Source organism: Agrococcus terreus, from assembly GCF_014645235.1.
Lineage (GTDB): Bacteria > Actinomycetota > Actinomycetes > Actinomycetales > Microbacteriaceae > Agrococcus > Agrococcus terreus.
Map to the genome: position 1 here is coordinate 1 of NZ_BMLM01000001.1, position 21,397 is coordinate 21,397.

22 protein-coding genes are annotated in these 21,397 nt (G+C 74.4%); 5 read left to right on the forward strand and 17 right to left on the reverse strand.

Annotation, left to right across the window (positions count from 1 at the left end; translation table 11 throughout):
* The first annotated feature begins 456 nt into the window (after nt 1-456).
* Nucleotides 457-1,113, forward strand: a complete 657-nt coding sequence (locus tag IEW90_RS00005) for an NUDIX hydrolase (protein WP_188714714.1) — start codon at nt 457-459, stop codon at nt 1,111-1,113.
* A gap of 49 nt (nt 1,114-1,162) precedes the next feature.
* Here the strand turns inward: IEW90_RS00005 and IEW90_RS00010 are convergent, their stop codons facing one another.
* From IEW90_RS00010 to idi, 9 genes are read right to left on the reverse strand one after another with little or no spacing between them, the layout of a single operon-like run.
* Nucleotides 1,163-1,606: a pyrimidine dimer DNA glycosylase/endonuclease V gene (locus tag IEW90_RS00010; RefSeq protein ID WP_188714716.1), complete on the reverse strand. Its 444-nt coding sequence runs from the start codon at nt 1,604-1,606 to the stop codon at nt 1,163-1,165.
* Nucleotides 1,607-1,640: 34 nt separating this feature from the next.
* Nucleotides 1,641-3,212, reverse strand: a complete 1,572-nt coding sequence (locus IEW90_RS00015; RefSeq protein WP_188714718.1) for an SDR family oxidoreductase — start codon at nt 3,210-3,212, stop codon at nt 1,641-1,643.
* Nucleotides 3,209-4,111, reverse strand: coding sequence for a prenyltransferase (locus IEW90_RS00020; protein WP_188717950.1), 903 nt, complete (start codon nt 4,109-4,111; stop codon nt 3,209-3,211). Before IEW90_RS00020 ends, IEW90_RS00015 begins: the two co-directional genes overlap by 4 nt.
* Before the next feature lie 13 nt (nt 4,112-4,124).
* Complete coding sequence (locus tag IEW90_RS00025; protein WP_188714720.1) at nt 4,125-4,457, reverse strand: lycopene cyclase domain-containing protein; 333 nt, start codon at nt 4,455-4,457, stop codon at nt 4,125-4,127.
* Nucleotides 4,454-4,789, reverse strand: coding sequence for a lycopene cyclase domain-containing protein (locus IEW90_RS00030; protein ID WP_188714723.1), 336 nt, complete (start codon nt 4,787-4,789; stop codon nt 4,454-4,456). Before IEW90_RS00030 ends, IEW90_RS00025 begins: the two co-directional genes overlap by 4 nt.
* Nucleotides 4,786-6,396 (reverse strand): phytoene desaturase family protein, encoded by a 1,611-nt coding sequence (gene crtI / locus IEW90_RS00035; protein ID WP_188714724.1) that lies wholly within the window; start codon nt 6,394-6,396, stop codon nt 4,786-4,788. The genes IEW90_RS00030 and crtI overlap by 4 nt, the downstream gene beginning before the upstream one ends.
* Nucleotides 6,393-7,331, reverse strand: a complete 939-nt coding sequence (locus tag IEW90_RS00040) for a phytoene/squalene synthase family protein (RefSeq protein WP_188714726.1) — start codon at nt 7,329-7,331, stop codon at nt 6,393-6,395. Before IEW90_RS00040 ends, crtI begins: the two co-directional genes overlap by 4 nt.
* Complete coding sequence (locus tag IEW90_RS00045) at nt 7,328-8,347, reverse strand: polyprenyl synthetase family protein (protein WP_188714728.1); 1,020 nt, start codon at nt 8,345-8,347, stop codon at nt 7,328-7,330. The genes IEW90_RS00040 and IEW90_RS00045 overlap by 4 nt, the downstream gene beginning before the upstream one ends.
* On the reverse strand, nt 8,344-8,892 hold the full coding sequence (gene idi, locus IEW90_RS00050) for an isopentenyl-diphosphate Delta-isomerase (protein WP_188714731.1): 549 nt from the start codon (nt 8,890-8,892) through the stop codon (nt 8,344-8,346). Before idi ends, IEW90_RS00045 begins: the two co-directional genes overlap by 4 nt.
* 103 nt (nt 8,893-8,995) lie before the next feature.
* Here idi and IEW90_RS00055 point away from each other — a divergent pair, with 103 nt between their 5' ends.
* Nucleotides 8,996-9,553: a MarR family winged helix-turn-helix transcriptional regulator gene (locus IEW90_RS00055; protein ID WP_188717951.1), complete on the forward strand. Its 558-nt coding sequence runs from the start codon at nt 8,996-8,998 to the stop codon at nt 9,551-9,553.
* On the opposite strand, the gene IEW90_RS00060 is transcribed toward IEW90_RS00055, so the two are convergent.
* Nucleotides 9,550-10,956 carry an ATP-dependent DNA helicase gene (locus IEW90_RS00060; RefSeq protein WP_188714733.1) on the reverse strand — a complete coding sequence of 469 codons (1,407 nt, stop codon included), beginning with the start codon at nt 10,954-10,956 and terminating at the stop codon, nt 9,550-9,552. The genes IEW90_RS00055 and IEW90_RS00060 overlap by 4 nt on opposite strands.
* Nucleotides 10,957-11,099: 143 nt before the next feature.
* Here IEW90_RS00060 and IEW90_RS00065 point away from each other — a divergent pair, with 143 nt between their 5' ends.
* On the forward strand, nt 11,100-11,909 hold the full coding sequence (locus IEW90_RS00065; protein WP_188714736.1) for a class II glutamine amidotransferase: 810 nt from the start codon (nt 11,100-11,102) through the stop codon (nt 11,907-11,909).
* Here IEW90_RS00065 and IEW90_RS00070 read toward each other — a convergent pair.
* From IEW90_RS00070 to IEW90_RS00090, 5 genes are all read right to left on the reverse strand, one after another.
* Nucleotides 11,906-12,313, reverse strand: coding sequence for a pyridoxamine 5'-phosphate oxidase family protein (locus IEW90_RS00070; RefSeq protein WP_188717952.1), 408 nt, complete (start codon nt 12,311-12,313; stop codon nt 11,906-11,908). The two genes, IEW90_RS00065 and IEW90_RS00070, sit on opposite strands and share 4 nt — an antisense overlap.
* Nucleotides 12,310-12,528: a DUF3618 domain-containing protein gene (locus IEW90_RS00075; RefSeq protein ID WP_188714737.1), complete on the reverse strand. Its 219-nt coding sequence runs from the start codon at nt 12,526-12,528 to the stop codon at nt 12,310-12,312. Before IEW90_RS00075 ends, IEW90_RS00070 begins: the two co-directional genes overlap by 4 nt.
* Nucleotides 12,525-12,983, reverse strand: a complete 459-nt coding sequence (locus tag IEW90_RS00080; RefSeq protein WP_188714738.1) for a phage holin family protein — start codon at nt 12,981-12,983, stop codon at nt 12,525-12,527. Before IEW90_RS00080 ends, IEW90_RS00075 begins: the two co-directional genes overlap by 4 nt.
* Nucleotides 12,983-13,264: a hypothetical protein gene (locus IEW90_RS00085; RefSeq protein ID WP_188714740.1), complete on the reverse strand. Its 282-nt coding sequence runs from the start codon at nt 13,262-13,264 to the stop codon at nt 12,983-12,985. The genes IEW90_RS00080 and IEW90_RS00085 overlap by 1 nt, the downstream gene beginning before the upstream one ends.
* Before the next feature lie 118 nt (nt 13,265-13,382).
* On the reverse strand, nt 13,383-15,323 hold the full coding sequence (locus IEW90_RS00090; RefSeq protein WP_188714742.1) for a M13 family metallopeptidase: 1,941 nt from the start codon (nt 15,321-15,323) through the stop codon (nt 13,383-13,385).
* 139 nt (nt 15,324-15,462) lie between these two features.
* Between IEW90_RS00090 and IEW90_RS00095 the strand changes: the two genes are divergently transcribed.
* On the forward strand, nt 15,463-16,782 hold the full coding sequence (locus IEW90_RS00095; RefSeq protein ID WP_229679413.1) for an MATE family efflux transporter: 1,320 nt from the start codon (nt 15,463-15,465) through the stop codon (nt 16,780-16,782).
* Between the two features lie 122 nt (nt 16,783-16,904).
* Nucleotides 16,905-18,146 (forward strand): serine hydrolase domain-containing protein, encoded by a 1,242-nt coding sequence (locus tag IEW90_RS00100; protein ID WP_188714744.1) that lies wholly within the window; start codon nt 16,905-16,907, stop codon nt 18,144-18,146.
* A gap of 484 nt (nt 18,147-18,630) precedes the next feature.
* On the opposite strand, the gene IEW90_RS00105 is transcribed toward IEW90_RS00100, so the two are convergent.
* Together IEW90_RS00105 and IEW90_RS00110 are read right to left on the reverse strand one after the other, a co-directional pair.
* Nucleotides 18,631-20,268 (reverse strand): efflux permease Rv1217c-related protein, encoded by a 1,638-nt coding sequence (locus IEW90_RS00105; RefSeq protein ID WP_188714746.1) that lies wholly within the window; start codon nt 20,266-20,268, stop codon nt 18,631-18,633.
* A gap of 4 nt (nt 20,269-20,272) precedes the next feature.
* A complete protein-coding gene (locus IEW90_RS00110; protein WP_188714749.1) occupies nt 20,273-21,286 on the reverse strand; it encodes an ABC transporter ATP-binding protein in 1,014 nt (337 codons plus the stop codon).
* Nucleotides 21,287-21,397: the final 111 nt, after the last annotated feature.

Sequence of the window (21,397 nt, forward strand, 5' to 3'; positions counted from 1 at the left end):
GCCAGGATCAAACTCTCCGTAAAGAAAAGTTGCATACGAGCCGGGGAAAATACCGGCACGCAGCGAGTTCGATCTTGACAATAAGGATCGTCTACTGACAATCCGTCATCATCCAAAGGAATCCGCGTGCCCGAAGGCACGACGGGTTCAAAAATATGGCATTTGACATTGTGCACGCTGTTGAGTTCTCAAGGATCAGACGCTCTCGTGCCTTCCCTGTCAGGTCGGCGCCAAGGCAACTTCTCTATCGTAACCACTTCTCGGACCGTGTCAAATCGACACGCGGCGGGGAGTGAGATTCACACCCGCTGTCCAGCCCTCTTCGGTGGCAACCTGACTACTGTACAACACGATCGGACCTCCGCGCGACACGGCGTGGCGCGCGCCGGGATCCGCGGAACGACGCGGATGTCGCGCCTCCGCGAGGGATCGTCAGCTCGGCGTTATCCTCGGCACGTGAGCGAGATCCCGGCGGCCGCGACCCTCGTGCTCCTGCGCGACGGCGACGCAGGCGCGATCGAGGTGCTGCTGCTGCAGCGTCCGGACCGAGGCTCCTTCGCGGGCGGCTGGGTGTTCCCCGGCGGCCGCGTCGAGCCGGCAGATGCGGCGCACGCGGAGGGCGACGACCAGGTCGCCGCCCGCCAGGCGGCCGTGCGCGAGACGGAGGAGGAGACCGGGCTCGTCATCGATCCCGGCACCCTCGTGCCGCTCTCGCACTGGACCCCGCCCGAGGGGCTCGCCACGCCCTTCATCACCTGGTTCTTCGTCGCGCCCACGACCTCGGGCGAGCTGCGCCTCCACGAGGCGGAGGCCGTGGCGGCGGAGTGGCTGAAGCCCGCCGAGGCGCTCAAGCGGCACGGCGCCGGGCAGATGCGCCTCTTCCCGCCCACGTGGATCACGCTCGACTCGCTGCTGGCCTACCCGACGGTCGACGCCGCGCTCGCCGCCATCGGCCGGCGCGAGCCCCGCCGCTACGCGACGAAGCAGGACGCCGAGCGGCAGCTCGTCCGCTGGCACGGCGACGAGGGCTACGACGGCGCCCCCGACACCGACGAGGGGCCGCGCCACCGCCTGCTCATGCACGTGCGCCCCTGGCGCCTCGAGCACCGCTGAATCGCGCCGCCGCGCATCCCGGATCCGGTGCCGGGGCGGACGGCGGAGGCTACGGCCGCTCCCACGACGCGATCGGCCCGGGCACGACGACGAAGCCGGGATGCGCGACGGGTCCGGCGGCCCAACGTCCCGGCCCGCGCACCGCGAGCTTGGCGCCGAGGTGGGCCCACTCGAAGGCGAGCTGCCCCGTGGTGACCTCGATCGGCGGCAGCGCCATCGCGCCGTCGAGCACCGCCTCCGGCGGCTCGGGCACGAGGATCCTCGCCGCGTCGAAGCGGTAGCCGCGCACCGAGGCCTCCCGCTGCACGTGGCCGAGGTGCGCACCGATGGCGGCCACCGGATCCGACGTCTCGCGGAAGCGCTCGAGCTGCGGGTGCCGCGTGTAGCCCTTCGTGCGCCCCGCGAGCACCGCCTGCGCGAGCAACCCCTCGCGCCACCACGCGACGAGGCCCTTCTGGTCGAGGTGCGCCGGGTGCAGGCTCCAGAGCCTCACGGGATCGTCCCGGCCGAGCGGCGAGGGCCGCGCGTCATCGCTTCGCGAGCGCCTCGGCAGCGCCGACGATGCGGGCGGTCATGGTGTCGAAGATGACGTGGTGCGCGGGCACGAGCGACCACCAGTACAGGCGGCCGGCGAGCCCGCTCGGCAGGAAGATGGCGCGCTGGCGGTAGCGGGTGCGCCCGGGCTCGTCGGCCGGATCGACCCGGAACTCGATCCACGCACGCCCGGGCACCTTCATCTCGGCGCGCAGCCGCAGCAGCCGGCCGTGCTCGAGCCGCTCCACGCGCCAGAAGTCGACGACGTCGCCGGCGCGCAGGCGCTGCGGGTCGCGACGGCCGCGGCGCAGGCCGACGCCGCCGGCCACGCGGTCCATGAGGCCGCGGATGCTCCAGAGCATCGGCACCGAGTACCAGCCCTTGTCGCCGCCGATCGCCTCGACGACCTCCCACACCGCCTCGGGCGCGGCGTCCGTGATGCGCTCGCGCGCATCCTCGAAGACCGTGGACCCCGACCACTGCGGGTCGTTCGGCAGCGGGTCGGAGGGAGCGCCCGCGGCGGAGGCCGAGCGCCAGCTCGACTCGATGTCGCCGGCGCGCTCGCGCGCGAGCGCGAGCCGCACGGCCTGCCGGTATCCCATGAGCCCGTGGGCGGGCGGCGGGATGACGGCGTCGATGCGGTGCTCGGCCACGACGCAGTCGTGCATGAGCGAGCCGATGAGCGGCATCGCGATGGCGCGCGGCACGGGCGTGACGAGGTTCACCCAGTGCGAGGCGAGCCACGGGGTGAGCACCGGCAGCGACGCGATGGGGCGCTGCGGGAGCCCGGCCTCCACGGCGTAGCCGTTCATCACCTGGCCGTAGCGCAGCACGTCGGGCCCGCCGATGTCGAAGGCGCCCTGCACCTCGTCGGGCAGCGTCGCCGCGTGCACGAGGTAGTGCAGCACGTCGCGCACCGCGATGGGCTGCACGAAGTTGCGCACCCACTTGGGCGCCGGCATGTACGGCAGCACCTCGGTGAGGTGGCGGATCATCTCGAACGACGCGGAGCCCGAGCCGATGACGATGCCGGCCTCGAGCACGATCGTCGGCACGCCGCTCGCGAGCAGCGTCTCGCCGACGGCGACGCGCGAGGCCAGGTGCTCCGAGAGCTCCTCGCCCTCGGGGTGGAGGCCCGAGAGGTAGACGATGCGACGCGCCCCGGCCTCTCGCGCGGCCGCGGCCACGTTGCGGGCCTGCTCGAGCTCCGCCTTCTGGAAGTCGCCGCCCGCGCTCATCGCGTGCACCAGGTGGTAGACGACCTCCTGGCCCGCGAAGGCCTCGGCGAGGCTGCCGGCGTCCTCGAGGTCGCCGCGCACCACCTCCACCTCGTCGGCCCAGGCGACGTCGGCGAGGCGGCCGGGGTCGCGTGCGAGGGCGCGCACCCGGTGGCCTGCGTGGGTGAGGCGCGGGATGAGGCGGCCGCCGACGTAGCCGGTGGCGCCGGTGACGAGGATGCTGCGCCGCTGCTCCTCGGGGAGCGGGCCGACGGGGGCCTCGGGCGAGAGGGGCGCGGCCTCGGGGAGGCCGGCGCTGGACGGGGTGGAGCCGCTCGGGTCGGTCATCGGCCCATCATCGCCCACCAGATGCAGAGCATGGTGACGAGGAACCCGCATCCGTAGTTGACCCACAGGAAGCGTCGCCAGCCGCGGTTCGCGGCGCCGGACGCCGCATCCGTCACGCTCCAGAACGGCGCGGCGAGCCAGATGTACGGCACCGCGACGAGCGCCGCGAGCGGGCCTGGCCACGCGGTGAGGAGCATGAGCGCGCCGGCGAGCGCCCACAGCGCGATCGCGAGGCGCACCGTGGCGCGCGCGCCGAGCACGGTCGCGACGGAGGCGATGCCGCCCTCGCGGTCGGGCACGACGTCCTGCACGGCGCCGAAGGCGTGGCTCGCCATGCCCCAGGCGAAGAAGGCGGCGAGGATCGCCCAGAGCTGCGGCGTCCACTCGGCGCCCGCGAGCACGAGGCCGTAGGCGGCGGGGCTCACGAAGTGCGTGCTCGAGGTGATCGAGTCGAGCACCGGCACCTCCTTGAACCGCAGCCCCTTCGCCGAGTACGCGACGACCGCGAAGAGGCTGACGGCGAGCACGGTCCACGACAGCGCGCCGCCCATCGCGACGAGCGCGACGACGAACGGCAGCGCGAGCCCGATCGACCAGAGGATCGTGGCCCGGTGCGTCGAGGGCGGCAGCAGCGCCCCCTCGACGCCGCCCTTGCGCGGGTTCTGCGCGTCGGACGCGTAGTCGAAGACGTCGTTGATGCCGTACATCGCGAGGTTGTACGGCACGAGGAAGAACAGCGTGCCGACGACGAGGCGCGCATCCACCTGCCCGGTCGTGAGCAGCATGGCGGCCGCGAACGGGAAGGCCGTGTTGATCCAGCTCACCGGCCGGGAGGTGAGCAGCAGCCGACGGGCGAGTCCCGGCCCGTCGGCGCCACGTCCCGCGGGGCCGGGCACCATCGGCGACGCCGCCTCAGCCACGGCTGGCCTCCGGCTCGGTGCGGCGCCCCGGCAGCAGGCGCCTCGGCAGCAGACGCCACAGCGCGGCGACGACGAGCAGGGCGACGAGCGCGTAGCCGAGGTCCTCGAGCGGCGCGAGGCCGATCCGGATGCCGACGAGCAGCGCGTCGTCGAATCGGAAGAGGTCGGCGGCGATCATGAGCGAGTCGAAGACGACGGTGAGCACGAGGATGACGGCCGCGGCGATCGCGAGCGCCGCCCAGCCCCGCCGGTCGCGGCGGATCGCGACGACCGCGGCGACGATCGCGGCGACGAGGAACGGCGCGAGGACGACGGCGTAGCTCATGCGGCCTCCCTCGCGCGGCGCCGCGCGCCGAGGATCCGCTCGGCGCCGGTGAGCGCGACGAGCGAGCAGTACGAGAGGAAGAGGATGAAGCCGAGCTCCTCGATGGGCAGGTGCGGCAGCACCTCGAACCCCGTCATCCAGGGCGAGGCGCCGAGCCGGAAGTTGCCGGTGGCGATGCAGGCGAGGTCGATCGCGAGCAGCACGAGCGCGGTGAGCGCGACGGCGCCGATCGCGCGGCGCGGGTCGCGGAAGAGCGCAAGCCGCCAGCGCACGTCGATCGCGCCCACACCGAGCGCCGAGACCACGAGCGCCCCGAGGTACGCGAGGCTCACGGGGCGTCCGCCCCGGCGCGGCGCCCCGCCCGGTCGCCGGTGCGATCCGCGGTCGGCAGCGGCTGCAGCGGCCCGGTCGTGCGCTCGCCGCGCACGTGCTTCACGACGAGCTCGGCCGAGATGAGGCACATCGGCACGCCGATGCCCGGCACGGTCGTGGAGCCTGCGAGCAGCAGGCCGCCGATGCGCGGGTGCTTCGTCGAGCCGCGCAGCATCGCGCTCTGCCGCAGCGTGTGCGCGGGGCCGAGCGCGGTGCCGCGCCACGCGTCGAGGTCCCGCGCGAAGTCGGCGGGGCCGACGGTGCGGCGCACGCGGATGCGCTCGGCGAGGTCGGGGATGCCCGTCCAGTCGGCGATCTGCGCGATCGCGCGGTCGGCGATCCGCTCGATGGCCGGGTCGCCCCCGCCGTCGACGCCGCCCGCGCCGAGCCGCACGTCGGCGGGCACGGGCACGAGCACGAAGAGCGCCTCGGATCCCTCGGGCGCGACCGAGGGGTCGGTGGCGGAGGTGCGGCTGAGGTAGAGCGAGGCGGGGTCGGTGACGCCGTCGGCCGGGTCGGCGGCGGGCGCGCCGAAGATGCGGCCGAAGCCCTCCTCCCAGTCCTCCGTGAAGAGGAGCGTGTGATGCGCGAGCTCGGGCAGCGGGCCGTCGACGCCGAGCATGACGAGCACCGCCGAGGGGCCGGCGACCTTCGTGGCCCAGCGCCGCTCCGCCTTCGCCGCCATGCCCGGCACGTGGGCGAGCAGGCGCGTGTCGGTCGCGTGGCCGTCGGCGGCCGAGACCACGAAGTCGGCGCCGATGCGCTCGCCGTCGCCGAGCTCGACGCCGCACGCCTGCCCGTCGCGCACGAGGATCCGCTCGACGCGCGCGCCGGTCCGGATCTCGGCGCCCGCCTCGGCCGTGAGCCGGGCGAGCGCGTCGACGATGCGGCCGAAGCCGCCCTGCGGGTACCAGACGCCCTCGACGAGGTCGAAGTGGCTCATGAGGTGGTACATCGACGGCGCGGCCTTGGGCTCGGTGCCGAGGAAGACGGCCGGGTAGCCGAGCGCCTGCTGCAGCCGGCGGTCGGCGAACGAGCGCGCGATGCGCGACTCGAGCGACTCGACGAGCAGCCGGCCGAGGGTCGGCAGGCGACGCGCGAGGCCGAGGCCGGCGAAGGCGGCGGGCGAGTCGAAGCGGTTCGAGAGCAGGCCGCTCGTGGCGAGCTCCGCGGTCTCGGTGGCCGAGGCGAGGTAGGCGCGCAGCTTCTCGCCCGCACCCGGCTCGATCGCCTCGACGCGCGCGATGGTCGTCTCGAGGTCGCCGGAGACCTCGAGCGGCTCGGCCTGACCCTCGTAGTGGACGCGGTAGGCGGGGTCGAGGCGCACGACGTCGACCTCGGCCTCGAGGCTCGACCCGAGCATCCGGAACGCGTGCTCGTAGGGCTCGCGCATGAGCATCCATGAGGGGCCGGTGTCGAACGTGAAGCCCTCGTGTCGCCACACGCCGGCGCGGCCGCCGAGCGCCTCGCCCTGCTCGAGCAGCGTGACGTCGTGCCCGTCGCGCGCGAGCAGCCCGGCGGAGGCGATGCCCGCGATGCCGCCGCCGATGACGACGATGCGGCTCATCGGGCGAGCCCCCGCACCGGCTCGGCGACGACGCCGCGCTGGCGGGCGAGGCCCGCGCGGGCGATGCCGGCGCCGACCGCGGCGCGGGCGACGATCGCGGCCTTCTCGCCGCGGGGCACGCTGATGCGGCGGCGCGGCAGCTCGTCGGCCGGGGTGGCGCGGATGCGGCGCGCGAGCGCCGCGAAGAGGTCGTGCGCGGCGAGCACCGCCGGGCGGGCCTCGGGCGGGAGGCTGGGGATGGTCGCGCGGGCGATGCGCAGCTCGCCCTCGAGGCGGTCGAGCACGCGGCCGACGGCGGCGTCGGTCGGATGCGCGGGGTCGAGCCCGGGCAGGTACGCGCGGCCGAGGCCGTCGGCGTCGGCGCCGAGGTCGCGGAGGAAGTTGACCACCTGGAAGGCACTGCCGAGCGCGCGGGCGCCGCGCGCGACGCGGCGCGCCTCGGCGTCGGGCAGGCGGCGGCCGGCGGTGAAGCAGCGCACGCACATGAGGCCGACGACCTCGGCCGATCCGTACACGTAGTCGCGCAGCTCGCGCTCGTCGGCGAACGCGACCGGGTCGAGGTCGCGGCGCATCGCGGCGAAGAAGGGGGCGGTGTGCTCGGCGCCGATGCCGACGCGGCGGGCGGTCTCGGCGAAGGCGTGCACGACGAGGTCGGCGCTGAACCCGGTGGCGATCGCCCGCTCGACCTCGCGCTCGAGGGCGTCGAGCACGTCGCGGCACGCTGCACCGTCGAGCCCCGACTCGGCGCCGGGACCGTCGACGATCTCGTCGGCGACGCGCACGAGCGCGTAGACCGCCTGGATGTCGCCGCGCATCCCCGACGGCAGCAGCCGGCTCGCCATGCCGAAGGAGGTCGAGTACGCCTCGATGACCGTCGCGCTCGCCCGGCGGGCGGTGGCGGTGTACAGGTCGAGGCCGGTGGTGGGCTCGGTCATCGTGCACGCTCCACGCAGCGGGTGAGGATGGTGAGCAGCTCGTCGCGGAGCGCCTGCTCGACGGGCGCCTCGGCGATCGTCGCGCGGAGCGCCGCGGCGCCCTCGGCGATGCGCGCCTCGAGCGCGTCGAGGGCGCCGGTGCCGCGCAGCACGGCCCGGATGCGGGAGGCGTCGCCGGCGTCGGCGTCCGGCCGGCCGTAGAGGGCGGCGACCGTCGACCACTCGGGCTCGCGCCGCGCGAGCAGCACGAGCATGGTCGGGGCGCCGGCGCGGATGTCGCTCAGCGCGCTCTTGCCCGTGACGGCCTCGTCGCCGAAGACGCCGAGGACGTCGTCGCGCAGCTGGTAGAGCACGCCCATCCGGGTGCCGATCGAGCCGAGGGCCTCGACCGCCTCGGGCTCGCGGCCGCCGAGGATGGCGCCCAGCTCGAGCGGCGCGCGGAACGAGTAGTCGGCCGTCTTCAGCTCGAGCACCCGCTCGATCGCGAGCTCGTCGGGCTCACCGCCCGCGAGCAGCACGTCGTCGTGCTCGCCCTCGGCGGCGCGCACGAGCGCGCGCTCGACGACGTCGGCGACGGCGCGCCGCACGTCGAGCGGCACGTCGAGCCGCGCCAGCTCGGCGAGCGCCCGGGCGAGGAGCACGTCGCCCGAGACGACCGCGGTCGTGAGCCCGAGCCGCTGCGCGTGCTCGGCGCCGAGGCCCGCCTCGGTCGCGGCGGTCACCGCGGCGCCGGCGATCGAGGGCGCGCCGCGCCGCTCGAGGTCGCCGTCGATGACGTCGTCGTGGACGAGGAGCGCGACGTGGAGCAGCTCGAGCGCCGCGGCGGTCGAGACGAGGGCCGCGTGGTCGGCGCAGCCCCCCGCAGCGGCGATGAGGAGGCGCGGACGCAGCAGCTTGCCGCCCACGGCGGCGCGCTCGGCCTCCGACTGCACGGGGTGCGGGCCGGTCGGCGCGACGATCCCGTGGATGCGCGCCTGCACCTCGGCGAGCGCGGTCCGCGCGTCGACGGCGGTCACGATGCACCTGCCAGCACGGGGAGCTGCTCGGCCTGGAGCACGAGCCAGGGGCTGAACGCCCAGGGCGTCGCGCGCAGCGCCTGCGCGAGCCGCTCGGGCTCGACCCACTGCCACTCGGCGACCTCGGCCGGGTTCGGCTCGAGCGGGCCGTCGATGCGGCCGACGTAGACGGGGCACCGCTCGTGCTCGACGATGCCGCTCGCGTCGACCGCGCGGTACGAGAAGGCGGGCAGCACGAGCTCGAGGTCGACGACGCCGGTGCCGAGCTCGTCGCGGAGCCGCCGGCGCACGGCATCCTCCATCGCCTCGCCGGGAGCCGGGTGGCCGCAGCAGGAGTTGGTCCAGACGCCGGGCCACGCGACCTTCGTGAGCGCGCGGCGCGTGACGAGCATCCGCCCCTCCGCGTCGAGCAGGTGGCACGAGAACGCCAGGTGGAGCGGGGTCGCGTCGGTGTGGACCGTCGCCTTCGGGGCCGAGCCGATCGCCTCCCCGTCCGCGTCGAGCAGGACGACGAGCTCCTCGTCAGGGACGGCGCGAAGCGACATGCCGTGAGCGTAGCAAATGATTAGCCGTTGCAACTATGAGTCGGGGCCGTACTATGAGCGCATGGCTCTGCCGTCGAACGATCGCGGCGCGGACGATCGGGCGATGCTCGATCCGCGCCGATTCGACGCATCCGCCGAGCTCGTCGAGCGGGAGGGCCTGGACGAGGACGCCATCGACGAGATCGTCGACCTCTTCCACGCGCTGCGGCGCTGGCACCGCGCCTCCGAGGCGCACAGCGAGGCGAGCAGGCGGTTCATGAACCTCAACGAGAACGACATGCGCGCCATCCGCTTCGTGCTCGCGACGAGCCGCGACGGCACCATCGTCACCTCGACGATGCTCGCCGAGCACCTCGGCATCACCGGGCCGTCGGTGACGAAGATGCTCGACCGGCTCGAGCGGGGCGGCCACATCCGCCGCGAGTCGCACCCCACCGATCGCCGGGCGCTCTCGATCGTCGTGACCGAGACCACGCGGGCCACCGCGCGCGACTCCGTGGGGCGCGACCACACCCGCCGGTTCGCGATCGCGGCCCGGATGTCGAGCGAGGAGCGGCGCGCGGCCACGCGCTTCCTCGAGGAGCTCGCCGCGCTGCCGATCCTCGAGCACGGCGAGCCGGCCGCGGCGGCTTCGCTGCCCGGCGACGGCCGCGCGGCCTAGAAGGGCGTCGGCGCGTCGGGCGCGTACGCCTCGACCAGGTCGCGCCGTTCGGCCTCCGCGGCCGTCTCGGTCGGCGGCGCCGCATCCGCCGCGCCCTCGGGCCGCAGGTCGGCGCGCGCGGCCCGCGCCGCGTCCCGCTCGCGGATGCCGTGGATGAACTGCCGCACCCGCTGGTCGACGATGATGTCGCCCGGCCGCAGCGGCCGCGTCAGGTACAGCCCCTCGAGCGACGTGAGCCGGCTGAGCGCCACGTACGTCTGCCCCGGCGCGAAGGCGCGCTGGCCGAGGTCGACGACCGCGCGGTCGAACGTCTTGCCCTGCGACTTGTGGATCGTCACCGCCCACGCGAGCCGGAGCGGGAACTGCGTGAACTCGGCCACGACGTCGCGCTTGATCTCCTTCGTCGTCGGCGAGTACGAGTAGCGGTACTGCTCCCAGACCGCCGGCTCCACCTCGTGCTGCTCGCCGTCGACCTCGACCCACACGGTGCCGCCGATGTCGACGACCTTGCCGAGCGATCCGTTGACCCAGCGCCCCTCCGAGTCGTTGCGCAGGAACATCACCTGCGCGCCGAGCTTCAGCTGCAGGTCGGCGTCGGCCGGGTACTGCCGGCCGCCGAAGTCGCCCGTGATCTCGGCCGACGCGGTCTTCGCGCGGCCGGGGAGGCGCGCGAGCTCGCGGCCGTTGATGCGCGTGACGGTGTCGTTGCGCGTCGCGAGCGTGAGCACGTCGTCGCCCGGGGGCGTGCGGGCGCCCGCGTCGTTGAGCAGCTGCGCGATCTCGGCCGTGACCGTGCCGTGCCGCACGGCGTTGAGCGCCTGCTTGAACTCGAGGTCGGCCTGGCGATGGATGTGCACGAGCTCGACCACCGCGAGCTCGGCCTCCTCGCGCCACACGCGCGCGTCGAAGAACCACATCGAGTCGTAGTGATCGGCGAAGTAGGCGCGCTCCTCGCCGTCGCCCGGCACGGGCGCCAGCTGGTACGGGTCGCCGAACATGACGACCTGCACGCCGCCGAACGGGACCGCGCGCACACCGCGCGCCTGCCGCAGCGAGCGGTCGATCGCATCCATGAGGTCGGCGTTCACCATCGAGATCTCGTCGATGACGAGCAGGTCGATCGTGCCCAGCAGCCGCTTGAGCTCGGCGCTCTGGCGCAGCGGCGCATCGGCGATCACGCCGAGCGGCAGCTTCAGCAGCGAGTGGACGGTCTGCCCGCCCACGTTGAGCGCCGCGACGCCCGTGGGCGCGCAGACGACGATCTGCCGGTCCGAGCCGTCGACGAGGTGCCGCAGGAGGGTCGACTTGCCGGTGCCGGCGCGGCCCGTGATGAACAGGTGCTCCTGCCCCGCCTCGATGCGCTCGAGGATCGCCCGCTGCTCCAGGCTCAGCTCGACGCTCATCCCACCATCCTCCCGCACCGGTCGCCGCGATCCGGCTCGGCGCCGGGCGCGTCCGCGACGCGCGTGACGCAGTATGACGGCACGCCCGGCGCCGCGCCGTCGGATGCGGGATGATGGTGGGAACAGGAAGGAGGGAGAGACCCATGTGCAGACTGCTCGCGCACGTCTCCCCCGCCCCTGCCACGACGAAGGACGTCATCGGCGACTCGGCAGCGGCCGAGTGGCAGCGGCTCGGCCGACTGCACGCCGACGGCTGGGGCACGGCATGGCTCGCCGGCCAGGAGATCCGCCGCTACCGCGACCCCGCGCGCGGCGTCGACAGCCCCGACCTCGCGGGCGCGCTCGGCGACACGCCCTCGCTGGCGCGCCTGACGCACCTGCGCCTCGCGACCGAGGGCATGGCGAACCGCGTCTCGAACACGCACCCGTTCCGCGTCGACGACATCGCGCTCGCCCACAACGGCTCCATCTCGCCCTTCGCGCAGCTGCGCGCCAAGGTGAGCGACGAGGAGCTCGCGCGCGTGGGCGGCAACACCGACACTGCCGCCGTCTTCGCGCTCATCCTGCGCCGCGTCGACGCCGGCGAGCCGCTCTTCGACGCCGTCACGTCGACCGTCGTCGAGCTGCGCCGCGAGTTCCCGCGATCGGCACTCAACCTGCTCGTGCTCTCGCCCGAGGAGCTCATCGCCGTGCACGCGAACGAGGGCGCGCCGATCCCGCACAAGGAGTTCGAGGCGTCCGGCCTCGGCCCTGACCTCCCGGCCGACCACGTCGACCACTACTACCGCCTGTCGTGGCGGCGCTCGGAGGACGGCGCGATCGCCGTGACCTCGAGCGGCCTCACGGGCGACGGCTGGCACGAGATGGCGCCCGAGACCGCGGTGCGCGTCGACCTCGCCACGCTGCAGGTGGAGCGCCGCGAGCTCGGGGCGAGGGCCGCGGTCGCGGCCTAGGCCTCGAGCAGGCCGCGGGAGCCCATCGCGCGCTCGACCGCGATGCGGACGACGACCCGCGTCGGGTTCTCGCGCGGCTGCCGGTAGCGGCGCGCGTACCGGGCGACCGCGTCCGCCACGTCCTCGGGCTCGTCGGACACGGTCGCCGTGCCCGAGAACGAGATCCACCGGGCGCCGTCGACGTGCGCGACGCTCGCGCGCGGGTCGCGAAGCACGTTGCGCACCTTCTGGGAGGCGCCGTCGGTGATGATGCGGACGACGAGGCAGCCATGCGCCTCCTCGACCGTGAACCCGACGGCCGTCACGTGGATGGATCCGTCGCGCCGCATCGTCGAGAGCGTGGCGAGGTGCCGCTCCTCGACGAAGGCGCGGCCCTCGTCGGTGAGCGCGGCGGGCGCGCTCAGCGGCGGACGATCGCGAGCACGATGCCGCCCACGACCAGCACGGCGGCGCCGGCGGCCGCGGCGAGCCAGGGCGTCGGGTCGTCGTTGTACGAGTCCTGCGCGCGGCCGATGACGCGGTCGGCGACCTTGCGCGGGTTCACCCGGGACTCGATCTCGTCGAGGTGCTGGCGCACCTCCTCGCGCTTGCGGTCGATCTCGCGCTGCGGGTCGCTCATCGCGCGCCTCCGTCGGTCGTCGTGGTCGTCGTCGTCCGGGCGGGCAGGTCGTCGAGCGGGCTCGTGCCGTCGCCCGCGTGGCCGAGGCCCTTCACCATGTTGACGTCGTCCTTGAGGGAGTCGACGGTCTCGAAGCCGCCCTTGCTGCGGTTGATCGACGCGAGCCCCACGGCCGCGAGGATGCCCACGAGCAGCAGCAGGAAGGCCGACACGAGCAGCGCCGAGAGCCACGGTGCGAAGGCCTCGTTGAGGCCCTCGAACGCGGCGACGAGGAGCCAGCCGAAGAGGAAGACGGCGAAGAATCCGGCGCCCGCGAGGAGCCCCGCGCCGATGCCGTAGCCCTTCGCCTTGGCCGCGGCCTCGGCCTTCAGGTGGTCGACCTCCGCCTTGATGAGGTCGACGATGAGCCCTGGCGTCTCGGCCAGGAGCTCACCGAGCGACTTGCGCACGGGCATCAGGCGCTCCCAGCGCCGTTCGAGCCAGCGCCGCCGCGGCGCGCGCCACGGCGCGTCACCTTGTCGATCGCGCCGCCGGCCGCGTCGGTGGCGGCCTCCACGAGCTTGGGCGCCTTCGTCTCGACGAAGTGCTGCACCTCGTGCCGCTGCTTCGCGACCGACTGCGAGTTCCAGACCTTGTCGGCCGCGCTCGCGATCTGCTCGTACCGCTGGCGTCCGGCCTTCGCGCCGAGCACGTAGCCGGCGCCGAGACCGATCACGAAGAGGATCCTGCCGCGCATGTTCGCTCCTGCCGTCGGGGTGCCGGCAGCAGCCGGCCTGTCCGGTGCCCACGATACCGACGGGCGGCCTGTGCACCCTCCCAGGTTGCTGGGGGACGCCCGCCCGTCGGCGCCGCGGTCACCAGATGGTGACGCGGGCCTCGGGGTCGAGCCAGAGGCCGTCGCCGGGGCGCACGTCGAACGCCTCGACGAACGCGTCGATGTTCTTCACGACCTGGTTCGTGCGGTGCTCGTTGGGCGAGTGCGGGTCGACCGAGACGAGGCGCACGGCCTCGGCGGGCCGGATCTTCAGCTGCCACGCGTACGCCCAGGAGAGGAAGAAGCGCTGCGCGCCCGTGAGGCCGTCGATCACGGGCGGCTCCTCGCCCTCCAGCGAGGCCACGTACGCCCGCCACGCGATGCCGACGCCGCCGAGGTCACCGATGTTCTCGCCGATCGTCAGCGCGCCGTTCACCTTGTGGCCCGGCGCCGCGGCCGGCTCGAGCGCGTCGTACTGCGCGATGAGCGAGCCCGTCCGCTCGTCGAACGCACGGCGATCGTCCTCGGTCCACCAGTCGTGGAGGCGGCCGTCGCCGTCGAACTTCGAGCCCTGGTCGTCGAAGCCGTGGCCGATCTCGTGGCCGATGACGGCGCCGATCGCGCCGAAGTTGGCCGCCGCATCCCGGTGCGCGTCGAAGAACGGCGGCTGCAGGATGGCCGCGGGGAAGACGATCTCGTTGAAGCCCGGATTGTAGTAGGCGTTGACCGTCTGCGGGTTCATGAACCACTCGTCGCGGTCGATGGGCTTGCCGACCTTCGCGAGCTCGCGGTCGTGCTCGAAGCGCGTCGCGGCCTGCACGTTCGCGACGAGGTCGTCGCCGATCTCGAGCGAGCCGTAGTCCTTCCAGTGCTTCGGGTAGCCGATCTTCGGCGTGAACGCGTCGAGCTTCGCGAGCGCGCGCTCACGGGTCTCGGCGCCCATCCACTCGAGGTCGACGATCGAGGCGCGGTACGCCTCCACGAGCCGGTCGATGAGCGCGTCCATCGCCTCCTTCGCGTCCGGCGGGAAGTGGCGCTCGACGTAGATGCGGCCGACGGCGTCGCCGAGCAGCCCCTCGACGAGCGAGACGCCGCGCTTCCAGCGCTCGCGCTGCACGGTGGCGCCGGTGAGCACGGTGCCCTGGAACGCGAAGAGGTCGCGCGAGATCTGCGTGGTCAGGTACGGGGCGTAGCCGCGGATGAGCGCGGCGCGCGCCCAGGCGCGCCACTCGTCGAGGCGCTCGTCGACGAGCATGGAGGCCAGCCCCTCGAGGTAGCTCGGCTGGCGCACGACGACCTCGTCGTACGTGCCCTCCGGCGCGTGGACGGCGCGGATCCACGGCGCGAGGCGCGGGTGGTCGGCGAGCGGGCGCTGCAGGTTGTAGGTCTTCTCGTCGTCGCGCGAGTCGACGCGGTTCCAGTGGTGGAGCGCGAGCTCGGTCTCGAGCGCGAACACCGTGGCCGCATCCGCCTGCGCCGTCTCCGGGTCGAGGTGGCCGAGCATGGTCTCGAGGTGCGCGAGGTAGGCCTCGCGGATCTCGGCGAACGCCTCCTCGCGGTAGTACGACTCGTCGGGCATGCCGAGGCCGCCCTGCGTCATGTGCACGAGGTAGCGCGAGGGGTCGCCCGGGTCGGTGTCGACCCACTGGCCGACGAAGCCGGGGCCGCCCTCCGCCTCGAGGTCGCCGAGCAGCTCGAGCAGCTCGTCGATCGACGACACCGCCTCGATGCGCTCGAGCATGGGGCGGATCGGGTCGATGCCCTTCGCGTCGGCGGCGGCCTCGTCGAGGAACGACGCGTAGAGGTCGCCGACCTTGCGCGCATCCGTGCCCGGCTCGGCCTGCTGCATCTCGACGACGATCTCGCGCACGGCCTCCTCGGCCGCCTCGGCGAGCACCGCGAACGAGCCCCAGCGGGCCTTGTCGTCGGGGATCTCGGTGCGCTCGAGCCAGCGCTCGTGCACGTGCAGGAACAGGTCGTCCTGCGGGCGGATGCGGTCGGAGAAGTCGTCGACGGGGAGGCCGGAGGGCAGGGTCGTCATGTCCCGATCCTAGGTGCGCGCCGCCGTGCGGCGGCAGGACGGCGCCGACGCGCGCTCGCGGCCCCGTCGCACGGCATCCACGGGGCGGACGCCGCATCGCATGGGCGGCCGCGTGGGCGGCGACGGCTAGCGTGATCGGGTGCGGGTGCGGACGGATGCGCGGGATCGGGAGATCCTGCGCCTCGCCCTCCCCGCGCTCGGGGCGCTCGTCGCGGAGCCCGCGTTCCTGCTCGTCGACACCGCGCTCGTCGGCCACCTGGGCGCCGAGGAGCTCGCGGGCGTCGGCATCGGCGCCTCGGTGCTCCACACGGCCGTCGGCCTGCTCATCTTCCTCGCCTACGGCACCACGCCCGCCGTCGCGCGGCTGCTCGGCGCGGGCGACCGGCCGGCCGCCATCCGCGCCGGCGTCGACGGCATCTGGCTCGCGCTCGTCGTCGGGGCCGCGCTGCTGCTCGCGACGCCCTTCGCGCACCCGCTCGTGGCGCTCTTCGGCGCCGAGGCAGCGGTGACCGAGCACGCAGCGACGTTCCTCGGCATCTCGATCCTCGGCCTGCCCGCGATGCTCGTCATGCTCGCCGCGACCGGCCTGCTGCGCGGGCTGCAGGACACACGCACGCCGCTGCTCGTGGCGGGCGTCGGCTTCGGCGCGAACGCGGCGCTCAACGTGCTGCTGATCTACGGGATGGGCCTCGGCGTCGCCGGCTCGGCGACCGGCACCGTCATCGCCCAGTGGGGCATGGCGCTGTGGCTCGGCTGGATCGCGGTGCGCGAGGCCCGGCGCGAGGGCGTGGGTCTCGGGCTGCGGCTCGAGAGCCTCGGCCGCACCGCCTCGACGGGCGGCTGGCTGTTCGTGCGCACGCTCTCGCTGCGCGCGGGCCTGCTCGCGACGACCGCGGTGGCGACGCAGGCGGGCACGGCGACGCTCGCCGCCACCCAGATCGCCTTCGCGATCTTCTCGACCCTGGCCTTCGCGCTCGACGCGCTCGCGATCGCCGGGCAGGCGATGGTCGGCAAGGCGCTCGGCGCGCACGACGTGGCGGAGGCGCGCGCCGTCACGCGTCGCCTGCAGGGCTGGGGCATCGGCTTCGGCGTCGTCGTGGGCGGCGTGCTGCTCGGGCTCGCGTGGAACGCCGGTGCTGCCTTCACCACGGATGCGGAGGTGCTCGCGGCGCTGCCTGCGGCGCTCGTGCTGCTCGCCCTCGCGCAGCCGATCGCCGGCTTCGTGTTCGTGCTCGACGGCGTGCTCATCGGCGCCGGCGACGCTCGCTACCTGGCCTGGACCGGCATCCTCAACCTGCTCGTCTACCTGCCGCTGCTGCTGGTCGCTCTCGTGCCGGGCTGGCCGTCGCTCGCGATCGTCTGGGCCGCCTTCGGCTTCGGCTACCTTGGGGCGCGCGCCACGACGCTCGGACTGCGGGCCCGCGGCGACGCGTGGCTGCGGCCGGGGCGGGTGCGCTGAGCGCGTCCCTCGTCTGACGGAGCGTGGTTCCGCCTCGCGACGGAGGCGGCCCGGCGGCCGTCCTGCTTGCGTGGAGGGGTCGGTGCGGCAGCGCGCCGGCTCGGATCGACGAGGAGGCACGGATGCGCACGAGGACGACCCTGACGACCGCCGCGGCCATCGCCGCGGCGATGGCGCTCACGGGAGGTGCGGCGCAGCCGGTGCCGGATCCCGTGCCCGACCCCACGGCGCTGCACCAGCAGCTCTGGCAGCAGGCGGCGCCGCAGGCGCGCATCCAGCAGGCGCCCGGAGCGCCGCAGGCCGTGCCCGGCGAGGGCGGGCTCGACGCCCGCGGCCTCGACGCCGCCGTCGAGCGGCTCGTCGACGACGGCGCGATCGCCGTCACCGCCCGCGTCGAGGTGGGCGACGACGCCTGGGCGGGCGCCGCGGGCGATCGCACGCAGGACCGCCGGCCGCCGGCCCTCCCCCACAGCCCGTTCCGCGCCGCGAGCAACACGAAGATGCTCGTCGCGACGCTCGTGCTGCAGGAGGTCGAGCGCGGCACCTGGACGCTCGACACCCGCATCGGCGACGTCGACCCGACGATCCTGCCGACGCATCCGGAGGTCACGCTGCGGCAGCTGCTGAGCCACACCTCCGGCATGCCGTACGGCAGCGACCAGCTGCTGCTCGGCCACGTCGACGACCCGACCTCGTGGGAGCAGACCATCGCGGCGCTCGGCGACCGCTACCCCGACGAGGAGCACCTCGCCGTCGCGGAGGCCGGCCCGTGGACCGCGCCCGGCGGCTTCGTCTACTCCAACGTCGGCTACACGACGCTCGGCGTCGCGCTCGAGGCCGCCACCGGCCGCAGCGTCGCCGACCTGCTGGAGGAGCGCATCCTCGACCCGCTCGGCATGGACCGCACCCGCTACCCCGACGAGCCGGGCCTGCGCGGCACGGAGCTGCGGGAGGCGATGTGGGACGGCGCGGCCTGGCACGACCTGCAGCACTTCGACCCCACCTACTTCTCGCACGCGGGCGCGGTCGTGTCGACCACCGAGGACCTCGCGACCTTCACCGAGGCGCTCGTGACGGGCGAGCTGGTGTCGCAGCCGCTGCTCGACGAGATGCTCGCGCCCGTGTCGACCGACGTGCTGGAGTACGGGCTCGGCGTGTACCGGGTGCCGGACCCGTGCCTGCCCGGCCAGTACCTGTACGGCCACGACGGCGCGTCGCTCGGCACGCTGAGCGTGGCGTACACGTCGGCCGACGGCGAGCGGCAGGTGACGCTGGGTGTGACGGGGCGGGACTCGTCGGGCCAGGTGCCGGGGCTCTACGACCTGAACGGGCTGCTCGTGCCGATGCTGCTGGCGACCTGCTGAGGTGTGCCGCCGCCGGTCGAGCCGCTCCGCGGCCGCAGGCCGCTGAGCGAGTCGAGACCACAGCGCGGCGGGCGGTTCGCCACGTGGATGGTCTCGAGACGCGGGCGGCCTGCGGCCGCGCGCTCCTCGACCAGCGCGCTGGAGCTGAAAGCGGAGGCGCGTGTGCGCCTCTGCCGCGACGCCAGACCGGGGGCGCCAGCCGCTCCTCATCCCGCCGGTCGAGCCGCTCCGCGGCCGCAGGCCGCTGAGCGAGTCGAGACCACAGCATGGCGGACGGTTCGCCGCGCTGTGGTCTCGAGACGCGGGCGGCCTGCGCCCGCGCGCTCCTCGACCAGCGGAGAGGGCGAAGCCCGGAGGAATCTGCCGTCAGCGGGCACATGGCTGCGATATGCGGTCATGCGGCCGTTGCGGACCGAATCCTCCGGGCGGGAGGCACCGACCCGAGGGGGGCACCGACCCTAGGGCGGCATCGTGCCGAGCACGGCTAGACGGTGACGTCGCGGCGGGAGAAGCGGACGAACGCGGCGGCCAGCAGGACGGCCGCGATGCCGAGCATCCACCACGACCCCGTCCAGTCGGGGTCCGCGTCGAGCGGGTTCGCGACCCAGTGGAACGGGCTGCCGTCCTGCACCCACTCCCAGTCCTCGCCGAACAGCGGCGCGAACTCCCCGACGAGCATGAGCCCGATGAGCAGCAGCCAGCCGAGCCACAGCACCGCCGCCGGCACGAACGCGACGATCGCCGCCGCGACCGCGAGGTAGACGGCGACCAGCGGCAGGTGCGTCACCTGGATCTCCACCAGCTGCGACCAGCGGTCGTCGCCCGAGGAGGCGAGCGAGAGGCCGACGACGGCCGCGAACACCGCGAGCGTCAGCAGCGCTGCGACCACCCCGGGCACGAGGTGGCTCGCGAGCCAGCCGCTGCGGCGCACCGAGGCCGCGAGCACCGCCTCGCCGTGCGCGAGCTCCTCGTGCCGCAGCCGCAGCACCGGCTGCATCGCCGCCGCGCACGCGAGCACCCCGACGATGCCCGCGAGCGCCGTGAGGAAGATGCCCTCGGTGTCGGTGCCGGACTCCTGCCCGAGCGTCTGCACGAGGCGCCGCAGCGCCGGGTTGTCGTCGAGCGCGCTCGCCACCGCCGGCGCGAGCCGGCCGGCCACGGCGCCCAGCACCGCCGCCACCACCACCCACACGACGAGTCCGCCGCGCGTCGTGCGCAGCGCGAGCCCGAGCGGCGCGCCGAGCGGGTTCGCGCCGAGCGCCGCCGACCCCGTGCCGCGACCCCGCCGCGAGCGCAGCAGCGACTCGCCCAGCTCGCGCCGCGACTCCACGAGCGCGACCGCGGCCCCGAGCACCGCCAGCAGCGGCACCAGCAGCAGCAGCGGGGTCGGGTCCGGCTCCCACGGCGGATCGGCGTACGGATGCGCGAGCCCGACCCAGCCGATCGGCGACAGCCACGCCGGCCACGCGGGCGTCACGCGCGTGAGGTCGGCGCTCGCCTCGCCCAGCGCGTCGCCCACGCCGCGCACGAGGAACCACGCGCTTACGACGACCGCCGCCGCGCCGTTGGCGCCGCGCGAGGTCGGCAGCGCCTGCGCCGCGAGCAGCCCGACGAGCATCGCCGCGGCACCGACGCCCGCGAGGCCGACGGCCGCGAGCGCCGAGGGGCCCGCCGGCAGCCCGAGGGCGACGGACACCGCGAGGAAGAGCGCGGCCACGATCGCGATCTCGATCGCACCCGCCACGAGGATCGCGGCGAGCGGCGCCCAGCGGCCCACCGCGGCGCCGCGCACCAGCTCGGCGCGGCCGGCATCCTCGTCGCCGCGGGAGTGCCGCACGGCGAAGAACGTCATCATGAGCCCGAGCATCACGGCGAGGTAGTTGAAGGTCGACACGAACATGACGGCGCCGAGCTCGGTGCCGGCGGGCGCGCCGCGGAGCAGCAGCAGCGCGGGCTGGGCGGCGAGCAGCGCGACGAGCGCCTGCCTCGCCTGCTCGTCGAAGGCCGCGCCGAGGCCCGCCGTGCCCGCAGCCCACAGCCCGACGATGCCGACCACCCAGATCACGACGAGCCCGCGGTCGCGGCGGAGGATCGTCGCGAGCAGCAGGCCTGCGCCGCTCATCGCGTCACCCGTGCCGCGCGCGGCGGCCGTGCTCGGGCTCGGCCGCCGGGGGCGACGCCGGCGCAGGCCTCCCGGCTGCGGCTGCGGCCCTGTGGCCCGCAACGTCGCCCGCCGCGCCTTCGGCAGCGGCGGCCGGCGCATCCGCATCCGGCCCGTAGTGGCGCAGGAACAGCTCCTCGAGGCTCGGTGGCTGCATCGTCACCGCCGTCGCGCCGCGCTCGGCGAGGAACGCGAGCACCGGCGCGAGGTGGTCGGGTGCGACGCTCATGCGCACCCGATCGCCGTCGACGACGACATCCGCGACCGGCAGCCCGGTCGGCGCCGGCCCCGTGTACGCGACCGCGGTGTGCTGCAGGTGCCGCAGCTGCTCGAGCGTGCCGGACTCCACGATCCGCCCCGCCCGAATGATCGAGACGTGCGAGCAGAGCCGCTCGACCTCGCTGAGGATGTGGCTCGAGAGCAGCACCGTCGCGCCGCGGTCGGCGATGCGCCGCACCTCCTCGGTGAACACCGACTCCATGAGCGGATCGAGGCCGCTCGTGGGCTCGTCGAGGATGTAGAGGTCGGCCGGCGAGGCGAGCGCGGCGATGAGCGCGACCTTCTGGCGGTTGCCCTTCGAGTACGTCTTCGCCCTGCGGCGCGGATCGAAGTCGAACGCCTCGACGAGCCGCTGCCGCTCCGGCGCCGGAGCGCGGAGGCCGCGGAGGCGCGTGATCGTGTCGATCGCCTCGCCGCCCGTGACGTTCGGCCACAGCGTGACGTCGCCCGGCACCGCGGCGACCCGGCGATGGATGGCGACCGCGTCGCGCCACGGATGCATGCCGAGCACGCTCGCCTCGCCGCCCGTTGCTCGAAGCATGCCGAGGAGGACGCGGATGGTGGTCGACTTGCCGGCGCCGTTCGGGCCGAGGAAGCCGTGCACCTGCCCTGCGGCGACCTCGAGGTCGAGGCCGTCGAGCGCGCGCACCCTGCCGAACCGCTTCTCGAGCCGGCGGGTGACGATCACCGGATCGCCCATGGGGTGACGGTACTCCCGCGGGGCCCGGATGCGGCGCTCGGTCGGCCGAGGGTTCGCTGAGCGCGCTGGAGCTGGAAGCGGAGGCGCTTTCGCGCCTCCGCCGCGACGCCA

Excerpts from the sequence above, each read along its gene's own strand:
- IEW90_RS00015 (WP_188714718.1), bottom strand. The coding sequence starts at position 3,212 with ATGACCGACCCGAGCGGCTCCACCCCGTCCAGCGCCGGCCTCCCCGAG.
- IEW90_RS00020 (WP_188717950.1), bottom strand. The coding sequence starts at position 4,111 with ATGGTGCCCGGCCCCGCGGGACGTGGCGCCGACGGGCCGGGACTCGCC.
- IEW90_RS00025 (WP_188714720.1), bottom strand. The coding sequence starts at position 4,457 with ATGAGCTACGCCGTCGTCCTCGCGCCGTTCCTCGTCGCCGCGATCGTC.
- crtI (WP_188714724.1), bottom strand. The coding sequence starts at position 6,396 with ATGAGCCGCATCGTCGTCATCGGCGGCGGCATCGCGGGCATCGCCTCC.
- IEW90_RS00040 (WP_188714726.1), bottom strand. The coding sequence starts at position 7,331 with ATGACCGAGCCCACCACCGGCCTCGACCTGTACACCGCCACCGCCCGC.
- idi (WP_188714731.1), bottom strand. The coding sequence starts at position 8,892 with ATGTCGCTTCGCGCCGTCCCTGACGAGGAGCTCGTCGTCCTGCTCGAC.
- IEW90_RS00055 (WP_188717951.1), top strand. The coding sequence starts at position 8,996 with ATGCTCGATCCGCGCCGATTCGACGCATCCGCCGAGCTCGTCGAGCGG.
- IEW90_RS00060 (WP_188714733.1), bottom strand. The coding sequence starts at position 10,956 with ATGAGCGTCGAGCTGAGCCTGGAGCAGCGGGCGATCCTCGAGCGCATC.
- IEW90_RS00065 (WP_188714736.1), top strand. The coding sequence starts at position 11,100 with ATGTGCAGACTGCTCGCGCACGTCTCCCCCGCCCCTGCCACGACGAAG.
- IEW90_RS00075 (WP_188714737.1), bottom strand. The coding sequence starts at position 12,528 with ATGAGCGACCCGCAGCGCGAGATCGACCGCAAGCGCGAGGAGGTGCGC.
- IEW90_RS00080 (WP_188714738.1), bottom strand. The coding sequence starts at position 12,983 with ATGCCCGTGCGCAAGTCGCTCGGTGAGCTCCTGGCCGAGACGCCAGGG.
- IEW90_RS00085 (WP_188714740.1), bottom strand. The coding sequence starts at position 13,264 with ATGCGCGGCAGGATCCTCTTCGTGATCGGTCTCGGCGCCGGCTACGTG.
- IEW90_RS00090 (WP_188714742.1), bottom strand. The coding sequence starts at position 15,323 with ATGACGACCCTGCCCTCCGGCCTCCCCGTCGACGACTTCTCCGACCGC.
- IEW90_RS00100 (WP_188714744.1), top strand. The coding sequence starts at position 16,905 with ATGCGCACGAGGACGACCCTGACGACCGCCGCGGCCATCGCCGCGGCG.
- IEW90_RS00105 (WP_188714746.1), bottom strand. The coding sequence starts at position 20,268 with ATGAGCGGCGCAGGCCTGCTGCTCGCGACGATCCTCCGCCGCGACCGC.
- IEW90_RS00110 (WP_188714749.1), bottom strand. The coding sequence starts at position 21,286 with ATGGGCGATCCGGTGATCGTCACCCGCCGGCTCGAGAAGCGGTTCGGC.